The sequence below is a fragment of the Micromonospora sp. NPDC057141 genome, from assembly GCF_042670805.1.
In the GTDB taxonomy this organism is placed as follows: domain Bacteria; phylum Actinomycetota; class Actinomycetes; order Mycobacteriales; family Micromonosporaceae; genus Micromonospora.
Genome location: NZ_JBHUVA010000006.1, coordinates 1 through 13,501, shown reverse-complemented (window position 1 = coordinate 13,501; position 13,501 = coordinate 1). Strand labels below are relative to the sequence as shown.

General features: G+C 73.3%; 11 protein-coding genes. All 11 read left to right on the top strand.

Features of this window, described 5'->3' with window-relative positions; translation table 11 throughout:
* Positions 1-10: 10 nt before the first annotated feature.
* Positions 11-1,291 (top strand): phytase, encoded by a 1,281-nt coding sequence (locus ACFT41_RS06295; protein ID WP_377589532.1) that lies wholly within the window; start codon positions 11-13, stop codon positions 1,289-1,291.
* 88 nt (positions 1,292-1,379) lie between these two features.
* Positions 1,380-2,360: a Rossmann-like and DUF2520 domain-containing protein gene (locus ACFT41_RS06290; RefSeq protein ID WP_377589531.1), complete on the top strand. Its 981-nt coding sequence runs from the start codon at positions 1,380-1,382 to the stop codon at positions 2,358-2,360.
* On the top strand, positions 2,357-3,205 hold the full coding sequence (panC, locus tag ACFT41_RS06285) for a pantoate--beta-alanine ligase (RefSeq protein ID WP_377589530.1): 849 nt from the start codon (positions 2,357-2,359) through the stop codon (positions 3,203-3,205). Before ACFT41_RS06290 ends, panC begins: the two co-directional genes overlap by 4 nt.
* Before the next feature lie 32 nt (positions 3,206-3,237).
* Positions 3,238-3,663: an aspartate 1-decarboxylase gene (panD, locus tag ACFT41_RS06280; protein WP_377589529.1), complete on the top strand. Its 426-nt coding sequence runs from the start codon at positions 3,238-3,240 to the stop codon at positions 3,661-3,663.
* Between the two features lie 164 nt (positions 3,664-3,827).
* Positions 3,828-4,724, top strand: a complete 897-nt coding sequence (locus tag ACFT41_RS06275) for a septum formation family protein (RefSeq protein ID WP_377589528.1) — start codon at positions 3,828-3,830, stop codon at positions 4,722-4,724.
* A 110-nt stretch (positions 4,725-4,834) separates the two neighbouring features.
* Positions 4,835-6,532 (top strand): L-aspartate oxidase, encoded by a 1,698-nt coding sequence (locus ACFT41_RS06270; protein WP_377589527.1) that lies wholly within the window; start codon positions 4,835-4,837, stop codon positions 6,530-6,532.
* Positions 6,529-7,440 (top strand): carboxylating nicotinate-nucleotide diphosphorylase, encoded by a 912-nt coding sequence (gene nadC, locus ACFT41_RS06265; protein ID WP_377589526.1) that lies wholly within the window; start codon positions 6,529-6,531, stop codon positions 7,438-7,440. Before ACFT41_RS06270 ends, nadC begins: the two co-directional genes overlap by 4 nt.
* Before the next feature lie 56 nt (positions 7,441-7,496).
* Positions 7,497-8,255 carry a type III pantothenate kinase gene (locus ACFT41_RS06260; RefSeq protein WP_377589525.1) on the top strand — a complete coding sequence of 253 codons (759 nt, stop codon included), beginning with the start codon at positions 7,497-7,499 and terminating at the stop codon, positions 8,253-8,255.
* Between the two features lie 202 nt (positions 8,256-8,457).
* A complete protein-coding gene (gene lysS, locus ACFT41_RS06255) occupies positions 8,458-9,966 on the top strand; it encodes a lysine--tRNA ligase (RefSeq protein WP_377589524.1) in 1,509 nt (502 codons plus the stop codon).
* A gap of 115 nt (positions 9,967-10,081) precedes the next feature.
* Positions 10,082-10,426: an Lsr2 family protein gene (locus ACFT41_RS06250; protein WP_198956599.1), complete on the top strand. Its 345-nt coding sequence runs from the start codon at positions 10,082-10,084 to the stop codon at positions 10,424-10,426.
* Between the two features lie 481 nt (positions 10,427-10,907).
* A complete protein-coding gene (locus ACFT41_RS06245; RefSeq protein WP_377589523.1) occupies positions 10,908-13,427 on the top strand; it encodes an ATP-dependent Clp protease ATP-binding subunit in 2,520 nt (839 codons plus the stop codon).
* The last annotated feature ends 74 nt before the right edge of the window (positions 13,428-13,501 follow it).

Below are 13,501 nucleotides of genomic sequence, written 5' to 3'. Positions count from 1 at the left end.
GTCTGCGGGCATGAGACGAATCGTGATCCCCGCGCTGGCGGCCGTACCGCTGCTGCTGGCCGCCTCCGGTGCCGCCGCCGCCCCCGCCGCCCGGGGCGACGCGCCGCGCGCGGTGCGGGCGGTGGCCGAGACCCCGAGCCTGTACGACGACGAAGCCGGCGGGGACGCCGACGCCGACGACCCGGCGATCTGGGTGCACCCGACCGACCCGGCCGGCAGCCTCGTGATCGCCACCGCCAAGAATGGCGGCCTGCGGGTCTACGACCTGGCCGCCCGCGAGCGGCAGACGATCGCCACCCCGCCCGCCCCGGGCCCCGACGACGAGTCGGGCCGGTTCAACAACGTCGACCTGGTGGCCGGGTTCCGGCTCGGCGGGCAGCGGGTCGACCTGGCGGTGGTCACCGACCGGGGGCGTGACCAGCTCCGGTTCTACCGGATCGACCCGGCCACCCGGCTGCTCACCGACGTGACCGCGCCGGACGCGCCGTTCGCGTTCAGCCGGGACCAGGCCGAGGTCAACGAGCAGCGCACCGCGTACGGGCTGGGCGCGTACGTCGACCCCGCCGGCCGCGCGTACGCGGTGGTGAGCCGGCGCAGCACCCCGGAGGTGGGAGTGTTCCGGCTGGTCGAGCGCGCCGGGCGGGTCGCCTACCGGCCGGTGGACCGGCTGACGCTGCCGTCGACGTTCACCCTGCCCGACGGCACCGCCTGGTCGCCGTGCACCGACCCGGGCGACGGCCCGCAGGTGGAGGGGACCGTGGTGGACCCGGACAGCGGCGTGGTGCACCTGGCGCAGGAGAAGGTGGGCCTGTGGCGGGCCCGGCTCGTGGGTGGCCGGCTCGCCGGTGCTCCGACGCTCGTCGAGCGGGTCCGCGAGTACGGCGTGCCGGCGGCGTTCGACCCGGCGGAGGACGACTGCGTGACCGACCACTCGGCCGATCCCGGGTTCGGCGGCCGGATCGCGCAGGACGTGGAGGGGCTGACGATCTACCGGACGGGCCGCCTGACCGGCACCCTGGTCGTCTCCGCCCAGGGCGACGACACGTTCCACACGTACGACCGGCGCACCGGCCGCCCGACGGGCCGGTTCGCGGTGGTCGACGGCGCGGTGGACGGCGCGCAGGAGTGCGACGGCGCGGCGGTGACCGCCACGCCGCTGCCGGGCTTCCCCGGCGGGCTGCTGGTGGTGCACGACGGCCGGAACACCCCGGAAACCCCGGGCGAGGACGGCGGGGCGCGCCCGGACACCGACTTCAAGTTCGTCGACGCCGGGTTCCTGCGCGGGCGGTGAAGGTTTTCACACCTTCTTGTTACGGCCACTTCACCGCGGCGCATACTTGCCATCGACCGGTACCCCCTTCGAGGACTGGATCGTTGCCATGAGCGCACCGCTGCGCCCGCGTCCGGCCGCCCCCGCGCGGGCCGCCGCACCCTCGGGCGGCGCCCCTGCCGGCGCCCCGCTCTCCTTTCCCCGCGTGCTGACCGTCGGCGTCCTCGGCGCCGGCCGGGTCGGCGCCGTGCTGGGCGCGGCGCTCGCCGCCGCCGGGCACCGGGTGGTCGCCGCCTCCGGGGTCTCCGGGGCGGCGAAGGCCCGCATCGCCCTGCTGCTGCCCGGCGCCCGCAACCGCTCCGCCACCTCCGTGGCCCGCGCCGCGACCGACCTGCTGCTGGTCGCCGTGCCCGACGACGCGCTCGCCGCGGTGGTGGCCGGCCTCGCCGACACCGGGGCGCTGCGCCCCGGCCAGGTGGTCGCGCACACCTCGGGCGCGCACGGGCTGGGCGTCCTCGCCCCCGCCGCCGCCGTCGGGGCCCGCCCGTTGGCCCTGCACCCGGCGATGACCTTCACCGGTACGCCCGACGACCTCGGCCGGCTCGCCGGCATCTCGTACGGGGTGACCGCGCCGGCCGAGCTGCGTCCGCTGGCCGCCCGGCTGGTCGCCGACCTCGGCGGGGTGCCCGAGTGGGTGGGCGAGGCCGACCGGCCGCTCTACCATGCGGCGCTGGCGCACGGCGCCAACCACCTGGTCACCCTGGTCAACGAGGCGGCGGACCGGCTGCGCGACGCCGGGGTGGGCCAGCCGGAGAAGGTGCTCGCCCCGCTGCTGCGGGCGGCGCTGGAGAACGCCCTGCGCCTCGGTGACGACGCGCTGACCGGCCCGGTGTCCCGGGGCGACGCCGGCACCGTACGCCGGCACCTGGAACGGCTGGCGGCGACCGCGCCCGAGTCGGTCGCGGCGTATCTGGCCCTGGCCCGGCGCACGGCGGACCGGGCCATCGCGGCGGGCCGGCTGCGCCCGGTGGACGCCGAGCCGCTGCTCGACGTGCTCGGCGGGACCCGACGAGAGGTGAGGCAGGCATGACGGAGCTGGTGCGGACCCGCGCGGAGCTGACGAAGGCGCGCGCCGCCCTGGCCGGCACCGTCGGCGTGGTGATGACCATGGGCGCGCTGCACGCCGGGCACGAGACGCTGCTGCGCGCCGCCCGGGAGCGGGCCGACCACGTGCTGGTGACGATCTTCGTGAACCCGCTCCAGTTCGGCCCGAACGAGGACTTCGACCGGTACCCGCGCACCCTGGAGGCGGACCTGGAGGTCTGCCGCCGGGCCGGGGCGGACGTGGTCTTCGCGCCGGGCCGGGGCGAGGTGTACCCGGACGGCGAGCCCCTGGTGCGGGTGGACCCGGGGCGGCTCGCCGACGACCTGGAGGGCCTGAGCCGGCCCGGCTTCTTCCACGGGGTGCTCACCGTGGTGCTGAAGCTGTTCAATCTCACCCGCCCCGACCTGGCGTTCTTCGGCGAGAAGGACTACCAGCAGCTGACCCTGGTGCGGCGGATGGCCCGGGACTTCGACGTGCCCGTCGAGGTGGTCGGCGTGCCGACCGTGCGGGAGCCGGACGGGCTGGCCCTGTCCAGCCGCAACCGCTACCTCTCGGCCGACGGGCGGCGGGCGGCGCTGACCCTGTCCGCCGCGCTGCGCGCCGGCGCGGCGGCCGCCGACCGGGGCGCGCACGGCGGCGAGGTGCTGGCCGCCGTGCACCGGGCGCTCGGCGACGGGCCGCCGGAGATCGAGGTGGACTACGTGGCGCTCACCGACGCCGACCTGGAGCCCGGCCCGGTCGCCGGGCCGGCCCGGCTGTTGATCGCGGCCAGGGTCGGTGCCACCCGCCTGATCGACAACGTGGCGATCCGGCTCGCCCCGCGTTCCTGACCCGTCGTCCCCGCCCCGCGAAAGGCATCCCGATGTTCCGCACGATGCTCAAGTCGAAGATCCACCGGGCCACGGTGACCCAGGCCGACCTGCACTACGTGGGCTCGGTGACCGTGGATCAGGACCTGCTCGACGCGGCCGACCTGCTCCCCGGCGAGCAGGTGGCCATCGTGGACGTCACCAACGGCGCCCGGCTGGAGACGTACGTGATCCCCGGTGAGCGGGGCAGCGGCGTGATCGGCATCAACGGTGCCGCCGCCCACCTCGTGCACCCCGGCGACCTGGTCATCCTGATCTCGTACGGGCAGTTCGCCGACGCCGAGGCGCGGGCGTACCGGCCCCGGGTGGTGCACGTCGACGCCGCCAACCGGGTGGTCGAGCTGGGCGGCGACCCGGCCGCGGCGGCCCCGGGCACGGCAGGCGACCCGGTCCCGAGCCCGCTGGCCGTCGTCGGCTGACCCGGGCCGCCCCGCGCGGGATCCCCGCCCCGGCCGGGGCCGCGACGCCAGGCGTCCGGGTCGAACCGAAGTCGACTCGATGTCTGCCCGTACGCGGTATGTCACCGATGGTCATCCCTGGTTACTCTTGGGTCCCGTCGCGAGCTGGTGGTTGGGGAGGCCCGATGCGTCGTGCGTTGACGAGCGTGTGCGCCGCCTTGGTCACGGCGGTCGTGCTGGCCGGCTGTGGGGGCTCGACCGGCCTCGACGGCGACCTCACCGACGACTGGGCCGCCCCGGGGCCGGCCGGCCCGTTCACCCCGGCCGCCGGGGTCTGCCAGGTCGCCGACTTCGTCGACGTGCTGCCCCTGTCGGCGTACGCGCCGGTGGACTGCGTGCTCGCGCACCGGGTGGAGACCGTGCACGTCGGCGCGTTCCCGGCCGACCGGGCAGCCCCGCCGGGCAACGGTTCGGCCGAGCTGCGTGCCCCGTTCGCCGACTGCGACGCCAAGGCCACGGATCACGTGGGGGACGACTGGCGGGCCGGCCGGCTCCGGCTGGCCGTGGCGGTGCCGTCGAAGACCGGCTGGGCGTCCGGCGCCCGCTGGTACCGCTGCGACCTGACCGAGGTGAGCACCGCCGAGGCGGGCGCGGTGCCGGTCACCCGCACGGGCAGCCTGCGGGACGCCCTGAAGGGGCCCTCTCCGTTGCGGCTGGGCTGCCAGCGCAGCGAGAACGTCGGGCGGCGCGGCGCGCAGGTGCTGAAGCCGGTGGAGTGCGCCACCCGGCACGACGCCGAGTTCGTCGGGGTGTGGCAGGCGCCGGACAAGCCGTACCCGACCCGGGACGCCGACTGGCTCCCCTTCTACGCCGGTTGCCGCTCGGTCCTGGCCCGGTACGCGGGCGTGCCGGACGACGACGACCTGCGCTTCCGCAGCGGCCTGGTGGTCCGCCCGCCCGGGGCGGGGCGCTGGCGGGTCGGCGACCGGGGGGTCCGCTGCCACCTGTGGCTCAGCGACCGTACGGTGACCGTCTCGCTGAAGGGCGCGGGCCCGGCCGGCCTCCCGGTCCGGACGAAGTGACCGCCTTCCCACCCGACCCGGACGAGGGGACCGCCGTTGCCCGGCGTAGCCCAAACCACTCGTCCCGCCCCCGCCGCCCGGGGTGAGCGGCGTTCGGGTTGACTGTGCTCATGGACCTACCGACCGTCGACCTGCCCGTCCTGCCGGCGCTGCTGGCCGCGTCCTCGCCCGGCTGGGTGGAGACCACGGACGTGATCGTGGTCGGCTCCGGGGTGGCCGGGCTGACCGCCGCGCTGCACCTGCGCGAGGCCGGCCTGCACGTCACCGTGGTCACCAAGGTCAACATCGACGACGGCTCGACCCGCTGGGCCCAGGGCGGCATCGCCGCCGTGCTCGACCCGGCGGACACCCCGGCCGGGCACGCCTTCGACACCGAGGTCGCCGGGGTGGGGCTGTGCGACCCAGCCGCCGTGCGGGTGCTGGTGGAGGAGGGGCCGACCCGGTTGCGGGAGCTGATGCGCATCGGCGCGGAGTTCGACCGGCACCCCGACGGCTCGCTCATGCTCACCCGGGAGGGTGGGCACCGGGCGGACCGGATCGTGCACGCGGGCGGGGACGCCACCGGCGCGGAGGTGCAGCGGGCCCTGCACGCGGCGGTCCGCCGCGACCCGTGGATCCGGCTGGTCGAGCACGCCCTCGTGCTGGACCTGCTGCGCGCCCCCGGCGACGGGCCCGGCGGGCTCGGCCCGGCCTGCGGGATCACCCTGCACGTGCTCGGCGAGGGCAGCGAGGACGGCGTCGGCGCGCTGCTGGCCCGCGCGGTGGTGCTCGCCACCGGCGGGATGGGCCAGGTCTTCTCCGCCACGACCAACCCCGCCGTCTCCACCGGCGACGGCGTGGCGCTGGCCATGCGGGCCGGCGCGGCGGTCACCGACGTGGAGTTCGTCCAGTTCCACCCCACGGCGCTGATCACCCCGGCCGGGGCCGGCGTCCCCGGAGCCGGCCGGGCGCAGCAGCCGCTGGTCTCCGAGGCGCTGCGCGGCGAGGGCGCGCACCTCGTCGACGGCGACGGCAAGCGGTTCATGGTCGGCCAGCACGAGCTGGCGGAGCTGGCCCCCCGGGACGTGGTGGCCAAGGGCATCCACCGGGTGCTGCTGGCCGCCGGCGCCGACCACGTCTATCTCGACGCCCGGCACCTCGGCGGGGACTTCCTGGCCGGGCGCTTCCCGACCATCGTCGCCTCCTGCCTGGCCATCGGGGTCGACCCGGCCACCGACCTGATCCCGGTCGCCCCGGCCGCCCACTACGCCTCGGGCGGCGTCCGCACGGACCTGCGCGGCCGCACCTCCATCCCCGGCCTGTACGCCTGCGGCGAGGTGGCCTGCACGGGCGTGCACGGCGCGAACCGGCTGGCCAGCAACTCGCTGCTGGAGGGGCTGGTGTTCTCCCGCCGGATCGCCGAGGACATCGCCGCCGGCCTGCCCGAGCAGGCCCGGCCCGCCGAGGCCGGTGCGTGGGCCGGCGAGGGTGGCTGGGTGGTTCCCGCCGACGGGACGCCCGCCCTGCAACGGGCGATGACCCGGGGCGCCGGCGTGCTGCGCTCGGCGGACACGCTCGCGGGCACGGCCACGGCGCTGGGCGAGCTGGGCTCCGGCCGGGGCACCCCGCGCACCGCCGACTGGGAGGCGACGAACCTGATCACCGTGGCGTCGGCCCTGGTCGCCGCCGCGTACGCCCGCCGGGAGACCCGGGGTTGCCACTGGCGGGAGGACTACCCGACGGCGGACGAGCGGTGGCTGGGCCACCTGGTCGCCGAGGTCGGGGCGCAGGGCAGGCTGACGTCTCGCTGGGAGGCTGGAGAGCGATGAGGGACACGACGGAGCAGGCGCTGCGGGCGGGCGGGCTGGACCCGGACGAGGTACGGCGGGTGCTCCTCACCGCGTTCGCCGAGGACCTCGGTCCGGACTTGCTGGACGTCACCAGCGTCGCCACCATCCCGGCCACCCAGACCGACACGGCCGACCTGGTCGCCCGCGCCGACGGGGTGGTCGCGGGGCTCGCCGTGGCGGCGGCGGCGTTCGAGCTGGTCGCCGAGGTGACGAGCTTCCCGGCCGACCCCGGTGCTCGTACCGTCGAGGTGTCGCTCGTGGCCCACGACGGGCAGCGGGTGGCCCGCGGCGACGTGCTGGCCACGGTGGCCGGGCCGACCCGGCTGCTGCTCACCGCCGAGCGCACGGCGCTCAACCTGCTCTGCCGGCTCTCCGGCGTGGCCACCCACGCGCGGGCCTGGTCGGACGCGCTGGCCGGCACGAAGGCGACCGTCCTGGACACCCGCAAGACCACCCCGGGCCTGCGGGCGCTGGAGAAGTACGCGGTCCGGGCCGGCGGCGGCACGAACAAGCGGATGGGCCTGCACGACGTCGCCATGATCAAGGACAACCACAAGTTCGCGGCCGGCGGCGTCGCGCCGGCCTACCGCCGGGTCCGGGAGGTCTTCCCGGACGTGGCGGTGCAGGTGGAGGTGGACACCCTCGCCGAGGCGCTGGAGGCGGTGGAGGCCGGCGCCGACTTCCTGCTGCTGGACAACATGACCCCGGCGACGCTGCGCGAGGTGGTGGCCGCCGTGGGGGACCGGGCGGAGCTGGAGGCGACCGGCGGGCTGACCCTCGACGTGGCGGCGGAGTACGGGGCGACCGGCGTGGACTACCTGTCGGTCGGCGCGTTGACGCACTCCTCGCCGATCCTGGACGTCGCGCTGGACCTGCGGACGCGGTGAGCCGCCGGGCGGCCCGGTCCACGCCGGCCGCCCGGCCCGGCGTCTAGGCTGCGTGCGTGCTGCTCTGCATCGACATCGGAAACACCAACACCGTGCTGGCGACCTTCGACGGCGACAAGCTGGTGCACTCCTGGCGGATCAAGACCGACGCCCGGTCCACGGCGGACGAGCTCGGGCTGATGTTCCGGGGGCTGCTGGCCGGTGACGCCGTGGAGATCACCGGGGTGGCCGCCTGCTCGACGGTGCCGGCCGCGCTGCGCTCGCTGCGGACGATGCTCGCCCGCTACTACGCCGACCTGCCGAGTGTCATCGTCGAGCCGGGGGTACGCACCGGCGTGCAGCTCGCGATCGACAACCCGAAGGAGGTCGGCTCCGACCGGGTGGTGAACACGCTCGCCGCGTACACCCTGTTCGGCGGGCCGTCGATCGTGGTCGACTTCGGCACCACCACCAACTTCGACGTGATCAGCGGCCGGGGCGAGTTCCTCGGCGGCGCGTTCGCCCCGGGCATCGAGATCTCCTTCGACGCGCTCGCGGCCCGGGCCGCCCAGCTGCGCAAGGTGGAGGCGACCAGGCCCCGGTCGGTGATCGGCAAGAACACCGTCGAGTGTCTCCAGTCGGGGCTCTACTTCGGCTTCGCCGGGCAGGTGGACCGGATCGTCGAGCGGATGACCGAGGAGCTGGGCGAGGTGCGGGCGGTGATCGCCACCGGCGGGCTGGCGTCGGTGGTGATCGGCGAGTGCCGCACCATCACCCACCACGAGCCGATGATCACCCTGATCGGCCTGCGCATGGTCTACGACCGCAACGTGTGAGGTGCAAGGAAGGGCCCCTTGTCAACGCTTTCGGTAGAGAAGGGTGCCCTTCTCACCCGTGCCCGATGGGCAGCGGCCCCGCGTGTGGCAGGGCCTCGGTGGGGTCGGTCATGGCGGGCAGGTTATCCCGTAACGGCCGCCGGAGCCCTTGAGTACGCTCGGGCCTGACCCCACCGAAACTCCTTAGCTGAGAGAGCGTGCCGTGACCGAGCAGAACGCCGTGCCAGTCGACCCCGCCGACGACCTTCCGGAGCAGCTGAAGGTCCGCCGGGAGAAGCGGGACCGGATGCTCGCCGAGGGCGTCGAGCCGTACCCCGTCGGGTTCGCCCGGACCGACACCCTGGCCGAGGTCCGCGCGAGGTACGCCGACCTGCCCACGGACACCGCGACGGGCGACCGGGTGTCGGTCACCGGCCGGGTGATCTTCGTACGGAACACCGGCAAGCTCTGCTTCGCGACGCTGCGTGACGGCGACGGCACCGAGTTGCAGGCGATGCTCTCCCTCGACCGGGTCGGCGCGCAGCGGCTGGACGACTGGAAGCGCCTCGTCGACCTGGGCGACCACGTCGGCGTCACCGGCGAGGTGATCACCAGCCGGCGCGGCGAGCTGTCGGTGCTGGCCGAGGAGTGGGCGGTCACCGCGAAGGCGCTGCGCCCGCTCCCCGTGGCGCACAAGCCGCTCAGCGAGGAGGCTCGCGTCCGCCAGCGGTACGTCGACCTGATCGTCCGACCGCAGGCGCGGCAGATGGTGCGCACCCGGGCCGCGGCCGTGCGCAGCCTGCGCGACTGCCTGCACGGGCAGGGGTTCGTCGAGGTGGAGACCCCGATGCTCCAGTTGCTGCACGGCGGGGCGGCAGCTCGGCCATTCGTGACTCACAGCAATGCGTTGAGCACCGATCTGTATCTTCGAATCGCGCCGGAACTGTTTCTCAAGCGGGCCGTGGTCGGCGGCGTCGATCGGGTGTTCGAGATCAACCGCAACTTCCGTAATGAGGGTGTCGACTCTTCGCACTCGCCGGAGTTCGCGATGCTGGAGGCATACGAGGCGTACGGCGACTACGACACGATGGCGGCGCTGACCCGCAATCTCGTGCAGCAGGCCGCGATCGCGGTCGGCGGGTCGACCGTGGTGACGCACGCGGATGGCCGCGAGTTCGATCTGGGCGGCGAGTGGCGCTCCGTGACCCTCTTCGGGGTGCTTTCGGAGGCGCTCGGCGAAGAGGTCACCGTCCGCACCGAGCGGGCCCGCCTCGTCGAGTACGCCGACAAGGTCGGCCTGGCCGTCGACCCGAAGTGGGGGCCGGGCAAGCTCGCCGAGGAGCTGTTCGAGGAACTGGTCGTGCCGGGGCTTCAGGCGCCGACCTTCGTGCGGGACTACCCGGAGGAGACCAGCCCGCTGACCCGGGCCCATCGCGGCGAGCCGGGGTTGGCCGAGAAGTGGGACCTCTACGTCCTCGGGTTCGAGCTGGGCACCGCGTACTCGGAGCTGGTCGACCCGGTGGTGCAGCGGGAACGGCTGGTCGCCCAGGCCCAGCTCGCGGCGCGCGGCGACGCCGAGGCCATGCGGCTGGACGAGGACTTTCTCCGGGCCATGGAGTACGGAATGCCCCCGGCCGGTGGCATGGGAATGGGAATCGACCGGCTGTTGATGGCGCTCACGGGCCTGGGAATTCGGGAAACCATCCTCTTCCCGTTGGTCCGCGCGGAGTAGTCGACCGGCCGCCCCCGGCAGGGGCAGTTACCGCATCCTATTGACGCGGCAAGCATCGGGCGGGTTATTGTGCTCTTAGTTTGCAGGATCACCCTGCTCGAAAGGAATGTGGGACGTGGCCAAGCAGATCATTCACAAGCTGGTCGATGACCTGGACGGCGGGGACGCTGACGAGACCGTCAAGTTCGCGCTCGACGGCGTTCAGTACGAGATCGACCTCTCTGCCACGAACGCCGAGAAATTGCGGGAGGTTTTCTCGCCCTACGTCGCGAACGGCACCAAGGTGGGCCGGGGCGGCGTGGTGGTCGGCGGGCGGGCCGCGCGCGGCCGGGGCGGTGCCACCGCCGACCGCGAGCAGAACAAGGCGATCCGGGCATGGGCCAAGCGGGAGGGCAAGGAGATCTCCGACCGGGGGCGCATCCCCCAGGAGATCGTGGACGAGTTCCACGCCAAGCGCTGAGCGCCGAGTCGGTCCCGGGTGACCGCAGCCGTCGCCGGGTGCGATAGGGCCGTCGGCGGGACATCCCCGACACGGGCGACACCGACGCCGGGCCGGAGCACGCCTCCGGGCCGGCGTCGCCGCGTCACCTCCTGCCCCGGCCGGTCCCGCCTCCGGCCGGAAAGAACCCGGGCCGCCGCGGCGTTGTCCACAGCCGGTGGAGAATCCGTCCGAGCGGGCCCGCTCGGAGCCCCGCAGGCCCGTCCCTCCGCCCGTCCGAATTTCGCTCTGCGCGTACACGCGGAGCCCCCGGAACACGCCCTGAGCGCGGACGGTTGGCTAAAACGACGCGTACCGGACCCCCGCGGAGGACACACGACCTCAGCGGAGTCGGCCCGCGGCGATAGAGTAATGAGGCAAGGACGCCCGTCCCGGACGTCCGCGCACCGGCCCCGCCGAGATCTGACCATCAAGGCGCACGGCATGTGAGGAGCACGAGGGCATGTTCGAGCGGTTCACCGACCGAGCGCGACGGGTTGTCGTCCTGGCCCAAGAAGAGGCCCGGATGCTCAACCACAACTACATCGGTACGGAGCACATCCTGCTGGGCCTGATCCACGAGGGTGAGGGTGTCGCGGCGAAGGCCCTGGAGAGTCTGGGGATCTCGCTGGAGGGTGTGCGTCAGCAGGTCGAGGAGATCATCGGTCAGGGCCAGCAGGCGCCGAGCGGGCACATCCCGTTCACGCCGCGGGCGAAGAAGGTCCTGGAGCTGTCGCTGCGTGAGGCGCTGCAGCTCGGCCACAACTACATCGGCACGGAGCACATCCTGCTCGGCCTGATCCGCGAGGGCGAGGGCGTCGCCGCCCAGGTCCTGGTGAAGCTCGGCGCCGACCTCAACCGGGTCCGCCAGCAGGTGATCCAGTTGCTCTCCGGCTACCAGGGCAAGGAGCCGGCGGCGGCCGGGACGACGACGGGTGAGGCCGCGCCGTCGACCAGCCTGGTGCTGGACCAGTTCGGTCGGAACCTGACCCAGGCTGCCCGGGAGGGCAAGCTCGACCCGGTCATCGGGCGGGAGAAGGAGATCGAGCGGGTCATGCAGGTGCTGTCCCGCCGCACCAAGAACAACCCGGTGCTGATCGGTGAGCCCGGCGTCGGCAAGACCGCCGTGGTGGAGGGCCTGGCCCAGAAGATCATCAAGGGCGAGGTCCCGGAGACGCTGAAGGACAAGCAGCTCTACACCCTCGACCTGGGTGCGCTGGTCGCCGGTTCCCGCTACCGGGGTGACTTCGAGGAGCGCCTGAAGAAGGTGCTCAAGGAGATCCGCACCCGAGGCGACATCATCCTGTTCATCGACGAGATCCACACCCTCGTCGGCGCGGGCGCGGCGGAGGGCGCGATCGACGCGGCGTCGATCCTCAAGCCGATGCTGGCCCGGGGCGAGCTGCAGACCATCGGTGCCACGACGCTCGACGAATACCGCAAGCACCTGGAGAAGGACGCCGCCCTCGAGCGGCGGTTCCAGCCGATCCAGGTGGGCGAGCCGTCCCTGGCGCACACGATCGAGATCCTGAAGGGCCTGCGCGACCGGTACGAGGCGCACCACCGGGTGAGCATCACCGACGCCGCTCTCGTGGCTGCCGCGACTTTGGCCGACAGGTACATCTCCGACCGCTTCCTGCCGGACAAGGCGATCGACCTGATCGACGAGGCGGGCGCGCGGATGCGGATCCGCCGGATGACCGCGCCGCCGGACCTGCGGGACTTCGACGAGCGCATCGCGCAGGTGCGTCGGGACAAGGAGTCCGCGATCGACGCGCAGGACTTCGAGCGCGCCGCGCAGCTCCGCGACAAGGAGAAGCAGCTGCTGGGCCAGAAGGCGCAGCGGGAGAAGGAGTGGAAGGCCGGCGACCTCGACGTCGTCAGCGAGGTCGACGACGAGCAGATCGCCGAGGTCCTGGGCAACTGGACCGGCATCCCGGTCTACAAGCTGACCGAGGAGGAGACCTCCCGCCTGCTGCGCATGGAGGACGAGCTGCACAAGCGCGTCATCGGCCAGGAGGACGCGGTCAAGGCCGTCTCGAAGGCCATCCGGCGCACCCGGGCCGGCCTGAAGGACCCGAAGCGCCCGTCCGGCTCGTTCATCTTCGCCGGCCCGTCCGGCGTGGGTAAGACCGAGCTGTCCAAGGCGCTCGCGGAGTTCCTGTTCGGCAGCGAGGACGCCCTCATCCAGCTCGACATGTCCGAGTTCCACGACCGGTACACGGTGTCCCGGCTCGTCGGTGCCCCTCCCGGCTACGTCGGATACGACGAGGGTGGGCAGCTGACCGAGAAGGTGCGGCGTCGGCCGTTCTCGGTGGTCCTCTTCGACGAGATCGAAAAGGCCCACCCGGACGTGTTCAACACCCTGCTCCAGATCCTGGAGGACGGGCGGCTGACCGACGGTCAGGGCCGGATCGTGGACTTCAAGAACACGGTCATCATCCTGACCACCAACCTCGGCACCCGGGACGTCGCCAAGGCGGTGTCGCTGGGCTTCCAGCAGTCGGAGGACTCCGAGTCCACCTACGACCGGATGAAGCAGAAGGTCAACGACGAGCTGAAGCAGCACTTCCGCCCCGAGTTCCTCAACCGGATCGACGACACCATCGTCTTCCACCAGCTGCGCCAGGGCGAGATCCTCTCGATCGTGGACATCATGATCGCCCGGATCGAGACCCAGCTGCGCAACAAGGACATGGGTCTGGAGCTGACCGACAACGCCAAGAAGTACCTCGCGAAGAAGGGCTTCGACCCGGTCCTGGGTGCTCGGCCGCTGCGGCGCACGATCCAGCGTGACATCGAGGACAACCTGTCCGAGCGGATTCTGTTCAACGAGTTGATCCCGGGCCAGATCGTCGTGGTCGACTGCGAGGGCGACCCGGAGGACATCGACAAGTCCAAGCTCGTGTTCCGTGGCTCGGACCGACCGGCCGACGTCCCCGACGCCGTCCCCGCCGAGCTGGGCGGCACCGAGGCCGCCTGAGCCGAGGTATAGGACCGGCAGCACGACGACGAGCAGGACCGGCAGCACGAGGCGACGGCCCGGCGGCGAAAGCC